21 protein-coding genes and 1 pseudogene are annotated in these 20,839 nt (G+C 35.2%); 5 read left to right on the top strand and 17 right to left on the bottom strand.

Going from position 1 to position 20,839, the window contains the following annotated elements:
• Positions 1-80: 80 nt before the first annotated feature.
• The 4 genes and pseudogenes from COD11_RS00335 to COD11_RS00320 all read right to left on the bottom strand — a co-directional run bounded on the left by COD11_RS00335 (position 81) and on the right by COD11_RS00320 (position 6,242).
• The gene (locus tag COD11_RS00335; protein ID WP_255301508.1) at positions 81-1,754 is read right to left on the bottom strand and encodes a sigma-54 interaction domain-containing protein; all 1,674 of its coding nucleotides are present in this window, start codon (positions 1,752-1,754) and stop codon (positions 81-83) included.
• A 124-nt stretch (positions 1,755-1,878) separates the two neighbouring features.
• Positions 1,879-4,239 (bottom strand): FdhF/YdeP family oxidoreductase, encoded by a 2,361-nt coding sequence (locus COD11_RS00330; RefSeq protein WP_098794774.1) that lies wholly within the window; start codon positions 4,237-4,239, stop codon positions 1,879-1,881.
• A 308-nt stretch (positions 4,240-4,547) separates the two neighbouring features.
• Positions 4,548-4,907: a Na-translocating system protein MpsC family protein gene (locus tag COD11_RS00325; RefSeq protein ID WP_098794773.1), complete on the bottom strand. Its 360-nt coding sequence runs from the start codon at positions 4,905-4,907 to the stop codon at positions 4,548-4,550.
• 73 nt (positions 4,908-4,980) lie between these two features.
• Positions 4,981-6,242 (bottom strand): annotated as a pseudogene (locus COD11_RS00320) (L-lactate MFS transporter).
• Between the two features lie 430 nt (positions 6,243-6,672).
• On the opposite strand from COD11_RS00320, the gene fdhD reads away from it, so the two are divergent.
• The 3 genes from fdhD to COD11_RS00305 are packed head-to-tail and all read left to right on the top strand — an operon-like array spanning position 6,673 to position 8,734.
• Positions 6,673-7,467, top strand: a complete 795-nt coding sequence (fdhD, locus tag COD11_RS00315) for a formate dehydrogenase accessory sulfurtransferase FdhD (protein WP_098794772.1) — start codon at positions 6,673-6,675, stop codon at positions 7,465-7,467.
• 8 nt (positions 7,468-7,475) lie between these two features.
• Positions 7,476-8,501, top strand: coding sequence for a GTP 3',8-cyclase MoaA (gene moaA / locus COD11_RS00310; protein WP_483296271.1), 1,026 nt, complete (start codon positions 7,476-7,478; stop codon positions 8,499-8,501).
• A gap of 5 nt (positions 8,502-8,506) precedes the next feature.
• Positions 8,507-8,734, top strand: a complete 228-nt coding sequence (locus COD11_RS00305) for a group-specific protein (RefSeq protein ID WP_098794770.1) — start codon at positions 8,507-8,509, stop codon at positions 8,732-8,734.
• A gap of 82 nt (positions 8,735-8,816) precedes the next feature.
• On the opposite strand, the gene COD11_RS00300 is transcribed toward COD11_RS00305, so the two are convergent.
• Both COD11_RS00300 and COD11_RS00295 read right to left on the bottom strand, forming a co-directional pair.
• The gene (locus COD11_RS00300; protein WP_176550929.1) at positions 8,817-10,025 is read right to left on the bottom strand and encodes an acyl-CoA dehydrogenase family protein; all 1,209 of its coding nucleotides are present in this window, start codon (positions 10,023-10,025) and stop codon (positions 8,817-8,819) included.
• A gap of 133 nt (positions 10,026-10,158) precedes the next feature.
• The gene (locus COD11_RS00295; protein ID WP_098794769.1) at positions 10,159-10,677 is read right to left on the bottom strand and encodes a DoxX family protein; all 519 of its coding nucleotides are present in this window, start codon (positions 10,675-10,677) and stop codon (positions 10,159-10,161) included.
• A gap of 335 nt (positions 10,678-11,012) precedes the next feature.
• Here COD11_RS00295 and COD11_RS00290 point away from each other — a divergent pair, with 335 nt between their 5' ends.
• Entirely contained in the window at positions 11,013-11,543 is a 531-nt protein-coding gene (locus tag COD11_RS00290; protein WP_098794768.1) for a YceI family protein, read from the top strand.
• A 27-nt stretch (positions 11,544-11,570) separates the two neighbouring features.
• Here the strand turns inward: COD11_RS00290 and speD are convergent, their stop codons facing one another.
• The 5 genes from speD to COD11_RS00265 form a co-directional block, all read right to left on the bottom strand.
• On the bottom strand, positions 11,571-12,377 hold the full coding sequence (speD, locus tag COD11_RS00285; protein WP_098794767.1) for an adenosylmethionine decarboxylase: 807 nt from the start codon (positions 12,375-12,377) through the stop codon (positions 11,571-11,573).
• 156 nt (positions 12,378-12,533) lie between these two features.
• Positions 12,534-13,178, bottom strand: a complete 645-nt coding sequence (locus COD11_RS00280; RefSeq protein WP_098794766.1) for an SDR family oxidoreductase — start codon at positions 13,176-13,178, stop codon at positions 12,534-12,536.
• 71 nt (positions 13,179-13,249) lie between these two features.
• Positions 13,250-14,716, bottom strand: a complete 1,467-nt coding sequence (gene dacB / locus COD11_RS00275; protein WP_098794765.1) for a D-alanyl-D-alanine carboxypeptidase/D-alanyl-D-alanine endopeptidase — start codon at positions 14,714-14,716, stop codon at positions 13,250-13,252.
• 108 nt (positions 14,717-14,824) lie between these two features.
• Positions 14,825-15,661: an aldo/keto reductase gene (locus tag COD11_RS00270; RefSeq protein ID WP_141549634.1), complete on the bottom strand. Its 837-nt coding sequence runs from the start codon at positions 15,659-15,661 to the stop codon at positions 14,825-14,827.
• 151 nt (positions 15,662-15,812) lie between these two features.
• On the bottom strand, positions 15,813-15,920 hold the full coding sequence (locus COD11_RS00265; protein ID WP_098794764.1) for a YjcZ family sporulation protein: 108 nt from the start codon (positions 15,918-15,920) through the stop codon (positions 15,813-15,815).
• A gap of 161 nt (positions 15,921-16,081) precedes the next feature.
• Here COD11_RS00265 and COD11_RS00260 point away from each other — a divergent pair, with 161 nt between their 5' ends.
• Positions 16,082-16,750, top strand: coding sequence for an SOS response-associated peptidase (locus COD11_RS00260; protein WP_098794763.1), 669 nt, complete (start codon positions 16,082-16,084; stop codon positions 16,748-16,750).
• Between the two features lie 41 nt (positions 16,751-16,791).
• On the opposite strand, the gene COD11_RS00255 is transcribed toward COD11_RS00260, so the two are convergent.
• From COD11_RS00255 to COD11_RS00230, 6 genes are all read right to left on the bottom strand, one after another.
• Positions 16,792-17,400, bottom strand: coding sequence for an alpha/beta hydrolase (locus tag COD11_RS00255; protein WP_098794762.1), 609 nt, complete (start codon positions 17,398-17,400; stop codon positions 16,792-16,794).
• 20 nt (positions 17,401-17,420) lie between these two features.
• Positions 17,421-18,401 carry a ring-cleaving dioxygenase gene (locus COD11_RS00250; RefSeq protein ID WP_098794761.1) on the bottom strand — a complete coding sequence of 327 codons (981 nt, stop codon included), beginning with the start codon at positions 18,399-18,401 and terminating at the stop codon, positions 17,421-17,423.
• Between the two features lie 228 nt (positions 18,402-18,629).
• A complete protein-coding gene (locus tag COD11_RS27925; RefSeq protein ID WP_098794760.1) occupies positions 18,630-19,043 on the bottom strand; it encodes a hypothetical protein in 414 nt (137 codons plus the stop codon).
• A gap of 17 nt (positions 19,044-19,060) precedes the next feature.
• Positions 19,061-19,651: a spore coat protein gene (locus COD11_RS00240; RefSeq protein WP_218012722.1), complete on the bottom strand. Its 591-nt coding sequence runs from the start codon at positions 19,649-19,651 to the stop codon at positions 19,061-19,063.
• Between the two features lie 130 nt (positions 19,652-19,781).
• Positions 19,782-20,066, bottom strand: a complete 285-nt coding sequence (locus COD11_RS00235) for a hypothetical protein (protein WP_098794759.1) — start codon at positions 20,064-20,066, stop codon at positions 19,782-19,784.
• Between the two features lie 107 nt (positions 20,067-20,173).
• Positions 20,174-20,797 carry a YitT family protein gene (locus COD11_RS00230; protein ID WP_098794758.1) on the bottom strand — a complete coding sequence of 208 codons (624 nt, stop codon included), beginning with the start codon at positions 20,795-20,797 and terminating at the stop codon, positions 20,174-20,176.
• Positions 20,798-20,839: the final 42 nt, after the last annotated feature.

Below are 20,839 nucleotides of genomic sequence, written 5' to 3'. Positions count from 1 at the left end.
GATTTACCCGATTACGTTAACTACTTGTTAAACAAGGGACTTGTATAATTTAAAAATGAATTGATCATTCACTTTTGAATTTATGATAAATTATATTTTTGTAGCTTTCGAAAAACTGTTGCTTGGCTTGTTTGAAGCTTTTCAGCAATTTGATACGTTGTTTTATATTTTAATAGAGCTTTTTTAAGAGCTGTTTTCTCAGCTTGTTCTACGATCTCTCTTAATGACACCTCTTCAAGAACAACTTCTTCATCTGATGTCGATTTTTGGTATTCATCTGGCAGGTCATTGATGGATACGTATTCGTTTGGTACGGTCAAAATAAGTCTTTCTAATAAATTGGATAGTTCCCTTACATTGCCTGGCCAATCAAACTGATAAAAAAAGTTACTAATCTTTTTATCTAACACTTTTTCAACTGAATATTTCTTCTTGTACAGCTCTAAAAAATAGTGAACAAGTGGAAGGATATCAGCACGCCTTTCTCTAAGAGGAGGCACGAAAATTGGGACAACATTTAACCGGTAATAAAGATCTTCACGAAATGTTCCTCTTTTGACCATTTCTTTTAAATCTCTATTTGTGGCTGCCACTAATCGAACATCCACTCTTTTCGTTTTTGTGCCGCCTACTCTCATAATTTCTTTTTCCTGAATTGCACGAAGCAGCTTTACTTGAAGATCCATTGGCATTTCGCCGACTTCATCTAAAAAAAGCATGCCATTATGAGCTAATTCAAACATCCCCACTTTTCCCGTCCTATTAGCACCTGAAAATGCGCCACCTTCATAACCAAACAACTCTGATTCAAGAAGCTCATTTGGGATTGCCCCACAATTGACTTTTATAAGCTGCCCCTCCTTAAATCTGTCACTTGAGCGATATAAGTATCGAACCAACACATCCTTTCCTACTCCTGTTTCACCAAGAACAAGAATTGTTGTATCAAAGTTGGCAAGCCTGCCGATCATTTGATAAATCTCAATCATCTTATCACTTTTGAGGATAATATCAGGGTCTTGAATGGCAAAAGATTTTAATCTATCAAGCTCTTCTTTATATTTCTCATTAAGCTGTTGCACTTTTTTCAGCTCTTTATTTAATTGATTTAATTCAGAAAGATCACGAATATTCGTGACAATCTTTTCGATTTCACCTTCTTCATTAAAAATAGGATTTCCCGTCATTAGTGTTTCTTTTTGATTGAAATTTTGCTGAACAACTGAAACTGAACGTTTTTGCTCCATAACTTTCAATGTTACAGATTGTTCTAATATCCCTCTTTTTATTAAATGATTAATATTTTTCCCAATATAATAATGCTTAGGAATTCCTGTGATCCGTTCTATCGCAGAATTCGTTTTTAATGTGTTGCCAAATTTATCAGTAATATAAATTCCGTCAAATGAGCTCTCGATAATTGCATCTAATTCACGGTTTGATTTATCAAGCTCCTTAATTCGCTCCTCAAGACGAAACCATTGCACACCATTTGCTAATATGTACATTCTTCTTTGTTGGTTTTCTATTGTAAAATCTTTAAAAAGAAGTAAGTATTGAAGGGTGTTTTTTGAGGCAATGATCATATTTGATTCCTTCTCTTCCCAAAAATCAAATAAATCTTTCATTTTCATTTGTAAGCATACGGATTTCTCCAACTCATCTGTTTGACCAAAATGGAAATCTATGATGCTACCATCTATTGTTGTTATGATTATATTAAAAAGCATTAAGCTATTTTCGGTTTTAATCATTTCCTCACCCCTTATTAAGATAGTACATTATAAAACGCTTACATAAATAAATATTAAAGGTTTTAAAGGAAAAAAACCATAGAAAAAAAGACAGAACATGTTGCTCTGTCTTTATATGAATATATTAAATTGGTGCATCTACTTCTAAATCTTCTACTCTTTTTTCTAAATATTGAACATCTTTACGAGCGTTGTAGCGATCTGCTTTTTCTACCGTAACTGTAATATTGTAATCTGGAATTCCAGCGAATTTTTCGTATCTTCCTCGTGGTAATAAGAAGTTGCCTTCAGGAAAGTGAACTTCTAGGTTTCCTGTTGCAATGTCAACGAACTTTGCTTTTCCTTGGAAAACACCAAAGCCATTATAAACAACAATTCCTTCTCCCTCAGCAATACTTAGACGTTTGGCATCTTCTGCATTCATAAGAACATCGTAACGGTCTGCGCCGTTAAATGGATCCTTTTCTTTATAAACCATTGAGTTAAATTGCTTTCCACGTCGAGACGTGACAACAAATTGCCCTTCTTTTTTACCAAGATCCGGTATTTCAACTGAAATCAAGTTTCCTTTTCCATCTGGTGTAGGACAAACTCCACCTTCACATAACCAAGCCCCACCCCATTGGAAAACATCACCTACGTTTTTCAAGTGCTGAATGCCATTATAGTCGCGATTCGCAATCGCGATTTCATCACGAATTTCCTGACCTGTTTTAAAATCAACAAGATGAGCAGTTTCAGGCTTCACACGTTTTGCAAGATCAACGTAAATTTTCCATTCTGCACGGGCCTCTTTAATTTCATTTTTATTTCCTTCAATTTCTGGTGAAAAATAGACCATTCTTTCTGTTGAAGTTGACGTTCCGCCGCCTTCTTGTTCATAGCGTGTTTTCGCAGGTAGAACGATTACTGCTTCTTTGGCATCAACAAGTGTTGATGTGTTGAAAATGATATCTTGGTGAACACGAATGTCTAGTTCTGATAATGCTTTTTCTACAAAATCAGGATCTGGCATCGTTTCTAGGAAGTTACCACCTGATAAATAATACAGCTTAATTTTTCTTTCGTGATCTTCAGGCAGGACGATGTTTTCAAGTGTAACACCTACAATATCACCTTGCCATTTTGGTAGATCAAAGCCCCAAATTTTCTCAATACGTTTCGCGTTTTCTTCTTCAAATCCACCACCAGGTAAAACGAATGGATCTGCTCCCATTTCACCTGAACCTTGTACTGAGGAGTGACCGCGGAAAGGCATTAAACCGCTGTTCTTACGGCCTAAGAAGCCACGTAGTAGCGCAAGGTTTGCAACTTGTGAAATATTATCTGTTGCAAATGAATGCATCGTTAATCCTAAAGCCCAAGCAAAGATCGCATTTTTACTTTTTGCTAAAAGATCCGATAGTTCAATGATTCTATCTTTTGAAATACCCGATGATTTAACGATTTCGTCCCATGATTGTTGTTCAACATGTGATTTTAATTCTTCATAATCGTTTACATGTTTTTCTACAAATTCATGATTAATTGCTGAACCATATTGTTTTTCCTCCATCTCGAACCAGTGCTTCATAATACCATGCATAAAGGCAATATCTCCACCAATGTTTACTTGATAGAAATCATCAGCAATTTTCGTTCCAAATAAAGCAGATTCCATATTAGAAGGAATCCAATATTTATCCATCGCAGGCTCACTATATGGATTAACTACAATTATTTTTGTGCCTCTTTTTTTCGCTTCTAACATATATTTTGTTGAAACCGGTGATGCGTTTGATGCAACACTACCCCAGAATAATAATACATCTGTTCCAAACCAATCTTGATAATTTACAGTTGATGCTCCAACACCAATAGAACGCTTTAATGCTGTTTTACTTGGTGAATGACAAATGCGTGATGCATTATCAATATTGTTTGTACCTAGAAAACGAGATACCTTTGCAGCTACATAGTACGATTCATTTGTAATTCCTCTTGAAGTTAAGTAAAAAGCATATTGTTTTGGGTCCAGTTGCTTCATTTTATCTGCAATCATGTCCATAGCTTCATCCCATGTAATACGTGAGAATTTTCTTTCCCCTTTACGGCGAATGAGCGGATATGGAATTCGACCCAATTTTCTTAGTTCAGTACTGCTATACTTTCTTAATTCATCAATATCTGCATGTACAATTTCTTCTTTTAATGCCGGCATCGTGTTTAAACGAAGAACATTTAGTCTTGTTGTACACATATGAGGACCTTTTAGTGTTTGATCATGCAAGCCTGACACACCTAAAGCACAGCCATCACAAACCCCTTTTGTTAAAATTCGTGATGCATAACCCAGATTATCTTTGTTATCCCATGCAATCTTCATCGTATCGCGAAAATGATGTGGCTTAACCTTTCCTAGACCAAACGGAATTGGACTCACCCAGTGCTTTGGTTGCAGTTCTTTTGTTGCTTTTATAGGTCCTTGATGTTTTGTCTCTCCCATTTGAATTTCACTCCTCGTTCTGCCTGAAATTTTTCATCTTCTTATCTATAGAGTTATTAGTTAGAAAAACTAGCCTATCATTAATTCAATTGATTTATTGATAGGCTAATTTTTCTTTAACCCTTTTCAACAAACTTACTTGGATGAACGGTTTCGCTGCATGCCCCAAGAAACAAAAAACCACCGTAAACTCATAGTACAAAGGATGTGTCGAGTCAAACGGTGGTTAGTCTTTTGCAGGGTCGCTACTAAGTGCCATACCAATTTATTTAATTGAATGAATAAATATGTTTATTATTATTTTATTTTTATTTAGAGAATTTTTGTTGTAAGTCTTCATCGAAAACAAAGATCGACATACCAAAATCTCTGTCAATATCTATATCTACAAACAAATCAACGAATTTACAGTTTAAAAACTCTTCCATTTCAATAGGAGGGTTTTTCTTGTAAATTTGTTTAACCATTTCAGTTCTTGCAGATCGTAGCGCTTGCTTTCCTTCATCAGCACTTGCAATGAATTTTTCAACAGGTGATAAATTTCCTTCCATCTCACAAATAGCCCAGTTTTTACAAAAGGTTGTTGTGATTTTACTCGGACCTTTTCCCATATGCTTTTTTCGGAAAGAACGAACGATATTACTAAACTCTGCTTCATACTTATTCATAATATCCTCCTACCTGTAGACAGGTTTTAGCATGAGGTATTTTACCACACCTCAGTACATTGTGGAAGTATTATTATCCAGCTATTTTTGATCCTGACACTTGTTGTTGACGTAACTTATTAATATCACGACGAATAACAATAGAAACGATTAATGCAAGTACAAACATTCCGGAGAAGAAAGTTAAGCTAGTTGCATAGCTTCCAGTTGTATCTTTCATCCATGCTGCAAACATTGGCCCAGCTAATCCAGCAGCTGCCCATGCAGTAAGAATGTATCCATGAATTGCACCCAATTGTTTTGTTCCGAATAAATCGCCAATATAAGCAGGAATTGCTGCAAATCCTCCACCATAACAAGTGTATACAACTGCTAACATAACTTGAAATAGAAATGCTTCTGTTGTATGTGGTAAAACGGCAAATAATACAATTTGTAATACGAAGAATGTTGTATACGTATTTGGTCTACCAATAAAATCTGAAATTGACGCCCAACCAATACGTCCTAATCCATTAAATATTCCCAGGATACCAACTAATGCTGCAGCTTCTGCTGTTGTAAGGCCAATACTTTCTTCAGCTAATGGTTTTGCAGCAGAAAGAATGGCAATACCACATGTTACGTTGATGAATAACATAATCCATAGATAATAAAATCTTGATGTTTTAACTGCTTCATTTGCTGTTAATTGTGATAAATCTTCTTTAATTCTAGATTTTCCAGATTGTCCTTTTTCATTAAAACCTTTAGGAGCCCAACCAACCGGTGGTTTTTCTAAATATAATGAAGATAATGTCATAATAACTAAATAAGAAATTCCTAAAATAAAGAATGTGTTTGCTGTACCAACCGAATTAATTAGTGACTCCATGACTGGACTTGCAATGGCAGCAGCAAATCCGAATCCCATAATAGCCAGTCCAGTTGCAAGGCCACGACGGTCCGGGAACCATTTTACTAACGTTGAAACAGGCGCAATATATCCAACTCCAGTCCAATTCCTCCAAGAACGCCATATGTAACATAGAGGAACGGTAATGATCCTAGATTAACAGCTAAACCAGAACCAATTATTCCAGCACCAAAGAATCCAGCTGCAAGTAAACCAGCCGCTCTTGGACCGTATTTTTCAACAAAGTGTCCTAAAAACGCTGCGGACAATCCAAGAAATAAAATAGCAATACTAAATGTTAATTGTACTTGTTGAGCTGTCCACCCAAACTCCTCCATTAATGGATTGGTGAAATTACTCCATGCATATACCGATCCAATTGAGATATGGATCCCAACTGCGGAGGCAGCAATCAGCCAACGATTTTTTGTCTTTTTCATGTGGTCATCCCCTTAGGTAAGCTTTTAAAAATACTTCTACGATGTAAAGTCAAATCTTAACAAAATGAATAGAATAATATCTTGTTAAACAAAGAAAACCGCCAATCCCATTAAAATATGACAAATAAATGCCTATCTTAAAGGTGATTGACGGTTAGTTTCAAGCAGGAATCGCTACTATCGGACCAACAGTTAATCGCTTTCAAATTCGCAACAAGCTGAATCGATGACAGGTTCGCTATCTCGGAAGCAATTTGTTACAAAATCATGAACTTTGTAACGAAATATTACCATGTTCTTTTTTATTGCGCAAGAATAAATTTTCACTTTTAGCTATACCTAACTTTTCACTAGGAAATCTTTAATACTTGTTTAAAAAATCAAACTATGTTTATATTTTAGTAATCTTAGAATTCGGGTGTGAGAAGATATGGATATGAAAATGAGTATAAATCAACAAATAATAAAATATACAAATGGAAAATTAGTAGAAACAACCGATGATATTGTAACTGAATTTCCCTTAACAATTTTTGTGAATAATGAAGAATTTGCTACAATGGTATGTACACCTACACATTTTGAAGAAATGGTTATTGGGTTTCTTGCGTCAGAAGGAGTTATCCGATTTTACGATAAAATCGAGTCAATTTCTATTGATGAAGGTGCTGGATATGCCTATGTAAATTTACAATCAGATGTCATAACGAGTCAACAATACTATTCAAAACGATTTATTGGATCTTGTTGTGGTAAAAGCAGACAATTTTACTTTCAAAATGATGTAAAAACATCCAAAACCTCTACAAGCAAACAAACACTTACACCTGAACAATGTATTTCACTTATGAAAGCCATGCAGGAAAGCAGTGTTGTTTTCCAAGAAACTGGTGGAGTACACAATGCTGCACTGTGTACTCCAGAGAAAATGCTAGTAAGCCGAACAGATATTGGGCGTCATAACGCTTTAGATAAATTATATGGATATAGTATATTGAATCAAATTCCTGTGCGAGATAAAATTATTGTATTTAGCGGCAGAATTTCATCCGAGGTTTTAGTAAAGGCATCAAAGATTGGTGTTGGTATTGTTCTTTCGAAATCTGCCCCTACTGATCTTGCTATTAAATTAGCAAATGATTTAAATATAACAGCTGTTGGTTTTATTAGAGGAAATTCCTTTAATGTTTATTCCCATCCGGAACGAATTATTGATGAAAAATAGAGGGAGGAATCGTATTGAAGAATAACAAATCTGTTTATGATTATTTTGATCGTCCTCTTCGAGATTTGCGAATTTCTGTAACAGATAAATGTAATTTTCGTTGTACGTATTGTATGCCCGCGGAAATATTTGGTCCAGACTATCCTTTTTTAAAAAGAAATGAACTTTTATCTTATGAAGAAATTGAACGATTAACTAAAGTATTTGTTCAATCACTAGGTGTTAAAAAAATTCGAATTACAGGTGGAGAGCCGTTAATGAGAAAAGATTTGGCTTTTCTTATTAATCGCATTCATTCTATTAATGGTGTAGAAGATATAGCGATGACCACGAACGGATATTTTTTACCTAAATACGCCAAAGAGCTTAAAGCAGCAGGATTGCAACGTGTATCCATTAGTCTTGACTCACTAAATGATGATGTGTTCGGTAAAATTAATGGACGAGGTGTACCTGTAAAAGCTGTTTTAGACGGCATAGATGCTGCTTCCGAAGCAGGGTTAAAAGTTAAAATTAACATGGTTGTCAAACGTGGAATGAATGAACATGAAATTATTCCTATGGCAAAGTATTTTCGTGAAAAAGGTCATATTTTACGTTTTATTGAATTTATGGATGTTGGTAATACAAATAAGTGGAACTTACAAGATGTTTATCCCAAAAAACAAATTGTAGAGGATATTCATAAGGTAATGCCTTTAGAACCAGTGGATCCAAACTATACAGGTGAAGTAGCAAGCCGTTACCGTTACGTCGGATCACAAGATGAAATCGGTGTTATATCATCAGTTTCTGATGCGTTCTGCTCAACATGTAATCGTGCTCGTCTGTCAGCAAGTGGTTCTCTTTATACATGTTTGTTTGCTTCAAAAGGACACGATTTACGCGATGTAATTAGATCAGACAAAACAGATGAAGAGCTTGCCAAACATGTAGCATCTATTTGGAATGGACGAAAAGATCAATACTCTGTTGAACGAAGTGAACGAACGACTAAGCGTGAAAAAATTGAGATGTCACATATTGGAGGATAAATTAGATGAGTTCATGTAAAATTGATCATACAATTGATGATGTTACTAAAAAGCTAAACGAACAAACTCCTTATATGGATACTAGTTTAGTTGAAAAGTGTTTCAATTTCTTGTCTACTTCAGTTACTCAAACTGATCTCAATGAACTGTTTCACTTATTAAAAAAATATGACTTAGCATCTGAAGATGAAAAGAAAACTCGGATGAATAAAATAGAAAAATTAGTGCAGTAATTATTATATAAATATAGTAAAAAGGATGGTGGTGAACCATCCTTTTTGTGTTCGACAAAATTCGGGAAGTGACAGGCACCCCTCAATGCAGCAACTGCTCAATATCCTCCCAAGCAGGAAGTGTTTTATTCAGTGGTTTATCCTTGCGGTAGCCGAGTACATATTCAGCTTGCATAATAGTATGGATTTCTCTTGTTCCTTCGTATATAACTGGTGCTTTCGAATTTCGTAAGTGTCTTTCAACTGGGTATTCATCTGAGTAACCGTAGGCTCCATGAATTTGGACAGCATCGTTTGCTGCTTCATTTGCAAAATCGCAAGCCTGCCACTTCGCTAGCGATGTTTCCCGGGTGTTTCTTTTTCCTTCATTCTTGAGACAGCCTGCACGATACACGAGTAAACGCGACATTTGTAAACCCGCTTCCATTTTCGCAAGCATTTGTTGAACAAGCTGATGTTTACCGATTTCTTTTCCAAAAGTGCTCCGCTCATGACAATACTTAACACTTGCTTCAAGACAGGCTGAAATAATTCCACACGCTCCTGCGGCAACAGTAAACCTTCCATTATCTAATGCAGACATGGCAATTTTAGAGCCCTCCCCCTCTTCTCCTAGCAAGTTCTCTTTTGGAACTTTGACATTGTCAAAAAATAGTTCGCCTGTATTTCCAGCTCGAATGCCGAGCTTACCTTTAATGGCCTTTGATGAAAAACCAGGCATTGTCCGCTCAACAATAAAAGCAGAGATTCCGTGATGTTTTTTACTTGTATCTGTATAGGCAAACACGAGGAAATAGTCAGCAACATCACATAATGAAATCCACGTCTTCTGACCGTTCAGTATGTAGTGGTCACCTTTTTTGACAGCTGATGTTTTCATTGAGGCTACATCAGAACCAGCATCAGGCTCCGTTAAACCAAATGCTCCAATTTTCTCACCTTTTGCTTGAGGAGTAAGATATTTTTGCTTTTGCCATTCATTTCCCCATTGCAAAAGCGTCATGCTATTAAGACCCGTATGAACCGAAACTGCTGTACGAAATGCTGTGTCACCTCTTTCTAGCTCTTCACAAACAATTGCCAATGCATTATAATCCATACCGCTTCCACCATATTCTTCAGGAATACAAACGCCCATTAAATTCAAATCTGCAAGTCGATTTAAAATACTTGTTTCAAAATGACCTTTACGATCCCATTCAGTAATATACGGAGATATTTCCTTATCAACAAATGATCTTACAAGTTTTTTCACCATTTCCTGTTCCTGAGATAGATTAAAGTTCAACATGTTTTATCCTCCTAAAACCCTTAGATTTAAAGCGCTTTCATATATTTATCCTATTCTATTAAATTCCTGTAAAGTCCTTTTAAAATAAAAAAAGATTCAGCTAATGAAGTAAGCTGAATCTTTTAACCTAATTTTAATGAACTGGAAGGTGGTTTTGCTCGTGATGATGTTTTTTGGTATGTCGATTGTTGTTGATCATTTTTCTAATATAAGGGATTAAGAATCGATCTGCTCCGTAGAAATATCCTGCTGTGCCAGCAACCATTAATAGAATAGCTGCTGTGTAAAGGATCGGGTTTGTGCTTACTGTTCCTGCTAATAAAAAGTTTAGGTTCATGAATGCCCCAGCTAGTAAGGCAGGGATAGTGGCAGCTCCTAGTATTAATCCAATACCAACCAATACTTCTCCCCAAGGGATTAGGATGTTAAATACTTTTACATTTGGTAGAGCAAATATTTCAAGAAATGTTGCATACCAGCCTTGCACTGCTGGATGATCTCCTGTTGCTTTCACAATCGCTCCTTGTATAAAACCAGTTGCATCAAATCCATCTGCTACTTTATGAATTCCTGCTTCAAGCCATTGTATTCCTAACCAAACTCTTAAAATTGTCCATATAATTGCCAATTTAGGTCCTCTTAACCAATTCATGGTTTAGCATCTCCTTGTTTGTGAAGTTTTTCACATAATTTATCAAAAAAATTCAAGCTAGCTAGCTTCCTAGTAGAAAGTTTGTGAAGCTTTTCACTTTCTTTCTACACCTTTACTATACTCCCCTTTAAACTAATCTTCAATACACTTCACATAGTGTTCGAAAAATAAAAAAAATTTCTTATAATGTGATTTTTATCACAGAAATCTGGTTTTATTGCATTTTTTAATTGACATTCACTTTTTTAGATAATATAATTTATCTCGAAGTTATAAATCTTTAAACTGAGATATTTTAAATTAAACTATTATTAAATTATTGGAGGAGAAAATAAATGACAAAATCAAAATGGAATCTTGACCCAACACACAGTGGAGTTGACTTCTCTGTTAAACACATGATGTTTGCAACAGTTAAAGGTGGTTTCCAAAGCTTTAATGCTGAAATCGAGGCTGACCCAACTGACTTAACAACTGCTGATATTACATTTTCAGTAGATTTAGCAAGTGTTGACACTCGTAACGAAGACCGTGACAACCACTTACGTTCTGCAGACTTTTTTGATGTTGAAAATCACCCAACTTTGACTTTTAAAGCTACAAACATTGAAAAAACTGATGAAAATGAATATAACGTGACTGGAGATTTATCTTTACACGGTGAAACAAAATCTGAAACATTCGTAGTTTCTTTTGAAGGAACTGGTGTTGATCCATGGGGTAATGAAAAAGCTGGTTTTGCTGTAGAGGGCAAATTAAAGCGCAGTGATTATGGTCTAACTTGGAATGCACCATTAGAAGCTGGTGGAGTTTTAGTAGGCGATCAAATTAAAATTTCTCTTCAACTTCAAGCTGCAAAAGCTTAAACTTAAAGGGGCGAGTCAGACTCGCCCCTATTTTATATTCTTTCCGTAAAAAATTTCATCCATTTCCTTCGTCAATTTATCTGTAATTTGTACTTGTTCTTCTATGGTTAATTTATCTTTAGTGTATCCAAATAAATAGTTGTTCAAATCAAATTTCTTCAGCTTACATTTAGTATGGAATATATTTTCTTGATAAATATTTACATCAATCATGTCAAAATCTTCTTGCACTTCATCAGGAATATAATTTTGAATAGAACTAATATCATGATCAATAAATAATTTATCTCCATTGATGTCTCTTGTAAATCCCCTAACTCTATAATCCATTGTCATAATATCTGTGTCAAAGGAATGAATTAAGTAATTTAGTGCTTTAAGGGGTGAAATCTCACCACATGTGGAAACATCAATATCAGCGCGAAACGTACTTATTCCCTCATTTGGGTGATATTCAGGGTATGTATGAACCGTAATATGACTTTTATCCAGTCCCATTGTAACTGCTTCAGGGAGTGGACCTGGTGATTCATCATAGGATTCTGTTGGTACCTCAACAACTGGACCTTCAGAAACTAAGATTGTTACACTTGATCCTTGTGGAACATAATCTTGCTTTGCAATATTTAAGACGTGAGCACCGATTATATCCGTAACATTTTTTAAAATTTTTGTTAAACGATCTGCATTGTATTGCTCATCAATATACTCAATATATGCTTCTCTCTCTTCCCTCGTCTTTGTATAACAGACATCATACATATTAAAACTTAGTGACTTTGTTAAATTATTAAAACCATGTAACTGGATTCTTTGTTCTGGAGTAAGCACCATAACTTCTTCCCCCTTTTAGTTGTGTTAGTTCCGAGACAAGCTTACATAGTTATATTACCCACTTTTTGAGATGACAATCATATTTCTCAAGCTTGAGAAATGATTACACGAAAAAGACAGCAACCTTAGGGATTGCTGTCTTTGTCTTAATATAGCTTATAAATTATTTAATGCAGTAGATATTGGATCTTCGCCTGACACAATATCAAAGGACTTGTGATAAGTATTTGGATTTTCAAGAGCTTCAATTATTGTTGTTGCGACATCTTCTCGTGGAATTGTTGCTCTTGGCACTTCATTACCTGCTGTGATTTTTCCAATTCCCTTTTCATTAAGTAAACCGCCCGGGCGAATAATTGTATAATTTAAGTTTGATTGTACTAGCATTTTATCTGCATAGTGTTTAGCTACATAATATGGTTTAAGATTTTCGTTCCAATTTTCCCGATTATTTGCTTGAAGAGCACTTACCATAATAAATCGGTCAATACCTGCTTTTTCAGCAGCCTCCATCGTTTTTACTGCTCCATCAAGATCAATTAGGAGTGTTTTATCAGATCCTGTGCTTCCTCCGGATCCAGCAGTAAATACGATTGCATCACAGCCATTTAATGCTTCTTGTAGTTCTTCAACTGTTCCTTCCAAATCAGCAATAACTGTTTCAATTCCTTTATTTTCAAATTCTCTCTGTTGCTCTTCCTTCCTTACCATTGCAAGTACAGTGTAGTTTTCACTCTCATTTAAACGCTCAGATAAATGTTTACCTATTTGTCCATTTGCTCCAACGACAAATACTTTCATTGTTTTATCCCCTCCTTTTATTACTCCTTTTCATTATTTCAAAGAAAAAACAAAAGTTCAAAAGGTTTGCTTTACAATGTAGTTTGAGCGATTACTGATAAAATTTTTTCTTCAAGTAATTTACCTTGCTCTTCATCTTTTAAATGATTCATCAAAATGGAAAAAATAAGTTTATTTCCGTCAGACAACGTTAAATAACCCGATATAGAGCTTACATTAGTAAGTGTACCGGTTTTCGCAACTACGTTTTCTTTTAGTGGTTCTTCTTTCATCCGATTACGCAGTGTACCACCTATTTTTTTTTCTTTTACACCTGCAACTGGTAAAGAGTTATAGAAAGACGAAAACCATGCCTGTGATTGAGATTTATATAAAAGATCTGTAACAGAGTTTGCCTGAATAGCGTTTACATGAGAAATACCCGATCCGTCTCTTAAGTACATATTCTCAACATCAATTCCGAGCGATGTTAATGTTTGTTTTTCAACCTCTAAACCTGCTTCCCAGCTTCCAGATTGCTTGTGAGCCTTCCCCATTTCTTTGACAAGCATTTCCGCATGTGTATTGTTACTATTTTTCATGAAAGGAATAAGTATTTCTTTTAGAGGAATTGATTGATGTGTAAGAAGCATTTTCGAATGATTTGGTTTTACCCCTTTACGTTCCCTACCTTTCACCTTAATTCCTTGTTGTTTTAATGCTTTTTTTAGGACTGAAAGAGAATAGCTTGTTGGATCCCATACTGCCACCCACTCTTTTATGGGCAATGCTTTATATGAAATGGTCCCTTCAACAATGACCTCATTTTTACCATGAGTACGTGAGATTGTAAGCTCACTTTCTTCATCTGTGGAAACTGTGTTAGTTTTATTTATAAGTGTAACAAAATCAGTATTAGGAAAAATTGAAATTTCCGCCTTTTGATTTTTTTGACCAGGAGAAACCTCAATGGTAACCGTTCCTGCATCAAAATCTTTATCAGGAGAAACTGTTAAGGCTGAAATTTGCGCACCATAATAAGCTGTTTCATCACTCCAAGGAAGATCCACTGAATACCGTACATCATCATACCAACTATCATCAGCAATTAAATCTCCTGTAATAGATTGTATTCCTTGTTTTTTAAGAGTTTTAGCCATTCTTTCAATATCATTTACACGGAGTGTGGGATCACCATGTCCAACAAAATAAACATTTCCCTTTATTTCATTACGTCTAACTTTTCCATCTGTGAATAGTTCCGTTTGGAAAGAATAATCTGGCCCTAAGGAAGCTAAAGCTGATGCTGCCGTGAATAATTTTAAATTGGATGCTGGGGTTAACGATAAATCTCCATTATACGAATATAATAGATCACCGTTAGAAGCCGAACGAATACTAACACCTGCAATCGCTCCTTCTAGTATAGGATCTTCTGTTATTAGAGTATGTAATGGAGAAAAGACGTCCACTTGTTTTGCTTGTGTAAGAGACGGGGCTTGAAAAGTGCTTATCATTGTAAATGATAAGATCACCATGCAGAGAATTAATTTTGCCATAAAAGCTTCTCCTTTCAATCTTCTATCTTTAAGGTCTTCATCTATTTTCTTTTTATCCATTTAAAAACAGCTGATCAACATTGACCAGCTGTTTTTGTTTACTATTTTTTACACTACATTAAATTCATCAGGATCTGGACCAACACGCTTGTCTTGGTTCAACGCACTAATTTTTTTCATATCTTCTTCACTTAGTGTGAAATCAAAAATATTTGCATTTTCTTCAATACGATGAGGCTTAATTGATTTAGGAATTGTAACAACCTTATTTTGTAGATCCCATCGCAAGATAATTTGTGCTGTTGATTTATTATATTTTTGAGCAATTTCCACTAGTGTTGGCTCGTCTAGTAACTGACCTTGCATTAATGGTGACCATGCTTCTAGTTGAATTTGATGCTTTTTACAATATTCGTGTAGACTTTCTTGTGTTAACCGTGGATGATATTCAACCTGATTGACCATTGGTTTAACATCAGCTTGATCAATAAGATCTTGTAAATGGTGTTCCTTAAAGTTACTTACGCCAATTGCACGAATTTTCCCATCATGATAAAGCTTTTCTAATGCTTTCCAAGTATCAACGTATTTCCCTTGTTCAGGTACAGGCCAATGAATGAGATATAAATCCAGGTAGTCTAACTGCAGCTTTCTTAAGCTTTCTTCAAATGCAGCGATTGTTTCAACATATCCTTGATCTGCATTCCACACCTTTGATGTGATAAACAATTCATCACGTGACACACCACACTCCGCAATTGCCTTACCAACACCCTCTTCATTCCCATAAACCGCAGCAGTATCAATACTTCTATAGCCAGCTTTAATAGCAGCTAAAACCGAATTTACTACCTCTGACCCATCTTCTACCTTAAACACTCCTAAACCAAACCAAGGCATTTTAACGCCATTATGTAATGTTGTAGTACTTTGTAAGCTTTCCATCAGTTCAGCTCCTTTCATTTTCACCTTATTATTTTCCTATAACATCTTAATAATGAAAAGAAATTTGCTTACGTTTACAAAACTAGTAAAAGTTACTTAAAAAGAGCCCATTATCTCTTTTGAAAGATAAATGGACTCTTTTCTTAATTAATTAGTATCCGTAACCAACGTAAGAAGCTCCAATGATAATTAAAAGAATAAACAAAACAACGATTAGAGCAAAACCAGCTCCATAACCGTATCCACCTGTAGCGCCCATGATGTCACCTCCAAATCCATTTGTTTTACTATATGTTTATAGCACTAACTTCGTTATGGGTAAAAGTCCAGATATGAAAATCTATTTTTTGTCACAATGTATTAGGATTATAAAAGAAAAATTGTTACGATAGAAGAAAGTAATAGTTTGAGGTGAATTTTATGTGTGGTCGGTTTACACTTGCAACAAATCAAGATGTAATTGAAGATCAGTTTCAGCTAATTATCAATGAAGAACTTACATACAGATATAACATTGCTCCATCTCAGGATGTTTTCGTTATAGGATCAAACGGACAGCAACGTGTAGCTACAAACATGCGATGGGGATTAATTCCACCTTGGTCAAAAGATGTGAAAATCGGACATAAAATGATCAATGCACGTTCTGAAACAATTGAACAAAAAGTAAGTTTTAAAAATCCGTTTCGACAAAAAAGATGCTTAATTATTAGTGATGGTTTTTATGAATGGAAAAAAACAGAGAGTGGTAAACAACCCTACCGATTTGTGATGAAGGATAGACGACCGTTTGCTTTTGCCGGTTTATGGGAATGTTGGAATAAGGGCTCCGAACCATTGTTCACGTGTACGATATTAACAACTACCTCAAATGAGGTAACAAAAGATGTTCATGATCGAATGCCTGTGATCTTGCCACCCAATTCATATGATACATGGTTGGATCGGGAAGAAGATAATATTGAACACTTAAAGTCATTGTTAGTACCCTATGATGCTAAACTCATGGATCTATACCCAGTTTCTGCTCTTGTAAATACTCCTAAAAATGACCAAAAAGAATGTTTAGAGCCTCTTAATAGTGAATAAAAAGATCAAACCTTCTAAAAAGGGTTTGATCTTTTTATTCATTACTTATAAATTTGTTCATACCACGTTTTAGCTTCCATTATCTCTTCCCTTGTTAACTGGTGTCCAGCTTGCCCCCAGTGTTCTGTTACTTGTGCATTTGCATTTCTTAACACTTCAGCAAGTTCTTTTGTTTCTGCCTGCGGAATTAATGGATCGTTAACTCCAGCCCCTATGAATACAGGTGTATTATTTAAATCAGGTACTTCTACCCCTCTTCTAGGTACCATGGCATGAAGTAAAACAGCACCATTCAATGCTTGTTTATAATGATACATTAAGCTTGCTGCGATATTTGCTCCATTTGAATAGCCTATTGCTAAAACGCGATTGCGGTCAAATTTGTATTTTTCAGCTGCTTCTCCAATAAATTGATGCAGTTCATCTGTACGAAAAACCAAGTCCTCTTCATCAAAAACACCTTCTGATAAACGACGAAAAAAGCGAGGCATTCCATTTTCCAAAACATTTCCTTTTACACCAAGTATGGAAGCAGTAGGAGCGATCATTTCCGCAATCGGAAGTAAATCACGTTCATTTCCGCCAGTGCCATGGAGTAGTAATAGAGTTGGTTCGTTTTGATCTTTTCCTTCTATAAATATATGTTGCAATGTATCCATCTCCTAAATCCTTAAGATTCCATTGTATATAATGGTTTTAATTTTGCTTCTATTTCATTTCTTTGTGATTCAAAATATGGAGGCAGTGCAAGGTGTTCTCCCAGATGTTCAAAGTCCTCGTCACCTTCAAAGCCAGGTCCGTCTGTTGCAAGCTCAAACAAAATTCCATTAGGTTCTCTAAAGTATAAAGAACGGAAATAATATCGTTCTACGAAACCAGAATTCGGCAAGTGACTTTCTTTTAACAATTTCACCCACTTGTTTAGCTCTTCTTCATCTTCAACACGGAAGGCAACATGGTGGACGCTTCCTCGCCCTGGTCTTTCACGACTGCTCTCGTTGTCCTCAATTAAATGAATTTCTGCACCAGTACCACCTTCACCAGTTTCAAATACCCGAACTTTTTTCTGATCATTTTGTCTAACATATCCTGTTAATTCTCGAAATCCCATTAAATCTGTTAAAATATTAGCTGTTCGTTCTGGCCTTGAAACAGTTAACTCAACAGGGCCAAGCCCAATAATTCCCTTTTCAACGGGAACCGGGCTCTTATCCCAAGGCTTTCCTCCAGCAACGCCTCTATTGTTTTCATCCGAAATCAGAATTAAACGTTGGCCTTCCTTATCTCTAAAAGAAAGACTAGAGCGACCATTAACAACTTGTATTTCATCATGATCTACATCAAATTGCTCGAGACGGTCCTTCCAGTATTGGAGTGCCTGATCATCAATCACTCGTAAGGAAGTAGCAGTGATGCTATTCGTACCAGGATAAGTTCGACCTGCACGAGGAATTTCAAAAAAGGTCAAATCTGTCCCTGGATTCCCCCGTTCATCAGCATAAAATAAATGATATACAGAGGTATCATCTTGGTTAACTGTTTTCTTAACCAGCCTTAAACCTAATACTTTTGTATAAAAAGTATAATTATCCTTTGCATTAGCTGTTATAGCAGAAACATGATGAATTCCTTTTAAAGGTTTTATCGTCATGAGAGAACTTCCTTTCTAAATCTAACATAATATCTCGAATTCAAGATAATTATAATAAAAATAAATAAGATCGTCAAATAATCTACATATATGTAAAAGCGCGTAAAATACAAATCAACAGCCCTCAATTCACCACAAGCCAAAATAAAAAACTGTAGGCAAGCACGATTAATATCGAGTTTGTCTACAGTCTTAAAAGTTAACGACCAATCGTTAACCTCTTGTTTCTTATTGCTGGATATATTGTCTGTTTTGTTGTTGCTGCTGATAACTTCTGTAGTTAGGAATGTGACGCTGTTCTGCTTGATTGTAAGAATGTACAGTTTGGTTTGGAACTTGTTGATAAGAAGTTGTTTGGTTATATGCAACACCATTAGATAATTCTTGTTGCATTTGATTGCAAACATTTAAAATTTGCTGACATTGTTGTAATGCTTGGTTATGTCCTTGTAAGCTTTGTTGAATCATTTGAGTTGCTTGTTGTTCTCTTTGTAATAATTGTTGCAGCATTTGTACATTTTGTTGTTCTTGTTGAAGCATTTGTTTATATTGTTGGCTACCTTGTTGTGTTTGCTGAATAAGCTGTTGAACTACTTGACGACACTCATTTATTTGTTGCATTGCATGTTGTTGTGTATGCATAAATAATCCCTCCAGTTTTAATAAGTTTGTTGTTGATTACTATATAGAGCATTTGGTTGATAGCTGTTAAGTAATGCTTTTGTTGTTGTTTGGTCAAACGTTGGTACTTGGTAATAACCTCTTTGATTCATATAATTCCATGTCTCGTATGCTTGATCCGCACAATTTTTTGACCCCTGAATCATTATTTCTCTTAGTTTGGAATCTGTAAATTCTAATGCAGCATGCATTTTTGATACTGCAGACGCCTTGTGAGTTCCAAGCATAGCAGACGAAATATCTTTATCGTTTAATTGATTAATCGATGCGTTTGGTGATTCTGGTACACTATTTCTGTTCATTCCGTATGTTGGTGTTGCACCAATGTTTGATTTTACACTAGGTAATGATCCAACATTTGCTTTTTGTTGGAGTGCATTTACAACAGCATTGTATTCATTAGTCATAAATGAAAGCTGATTTTGTAAAATGTTCTGTAAGTATTGATCTTGACAATGTGGTTGTAAAAGCTGAAATTGATTGATTGCATTCACCATACAACTTAGTATCTCATGACATTCCATTAATTCATGAGCACCAATATTTACTGAATTCGATTGGCTTGGCAAGATGTTATCCTCCTTAAAACATTTTTTGAAGCCAAATTTAAACTACCACTATTGATCGTAAATTATTCAGCTGAATTTTCTTAAATATTATTTATGAACATAGAAAAACCCAGATTTTCATCTGGGTTTTTTAAGAAAATTTATATATAAAATGTCCGTTCGGTTTTAATTGAATGGTTATCTTACCATGGTCTTCAATCTTTCTCGTTAAAAAGAAGTGCAGGCCATTCCATTCTAATGACCATTCTATAGGAGCACTAGCACGTAGATGCATTAGCTGCATTTTGTAAATATCGTAATTATATGAAAAAGAGAATTCACCTTCAACGATTGAATACCATAAACCTTTTAGATAATTTATCGCTTCAGCTGATTGCTTTGAATTAATAATTTCGTTTACTGATCTATAATGCACTTTCTTCCCCTCGCTCTCTATTACAAGATTAGATGAATTAGAGGAGAAAAACTATGCTAAAATGTTACCAATGTTATTTTTTGATTCATTGATTGGTCTTGATTCACTTATGACGCATGGCTATTTTCGATAGATTCTTCTTGGTCACGATCCATTTCCTTGATAGGAGATTTTTTATAACGTCCAATTATCGTACTCGCGACAAAAATACAAAAGATTGAGAGAATAGCACTCTCCCAACCAACTAAAGCTAGAGCAAATAAGATAATAATAGAGTCACATACAAAAAGAACTAAGCCTCTATTTATTCCGAATTTTTTATCAATATATAAGCCAAGAATATGAATTCCACCTAGTGAAGATCCATTATTCAAAACAAAGGTCACACCAACGCCAATTAAAAGACCGGCAATAATAGCAGCAATAATCGTATTTATTTCAAAGACAGGAATGATGATGTCAAACCATTCGCGAATAAGGGAAATTCCAGTAATTGATAATAAGCTTGAAATGGTAAACCACTTTCCAAGTTCTTGAATAGAGATAATAAAGAAAGGTAGATTCACAACAAAAAACAGTGAACCCCAAGAGAAGGTTGTAAGATATGATAAGATAGTTGCAATTCCAGCAGTTCCACCAAAGGTTAACTGATTATCTGATAATAACTTAATTCCTAACGAGGTTAAAACTAGACCAATTAAAACAAGAATCAGCTTTTTCGTTATATTCATAAATATCCCCCGATCATTGTTATCGTATTGTCAAAACTTCTA

The sequence above is a fragment of the Bacillus sp. AFS040349 genome, assembly GCF_002577655.1.
GTDB lineage: Bacteria > Bacillota > Bacilli > Bacillales > Bacillaceae > Metabacillus.
The sequence above is the reverse complement of the archived record's forward strand: the minus strand, read 5'-3'. Positions and strand labels throughout refer to the sequence as shown.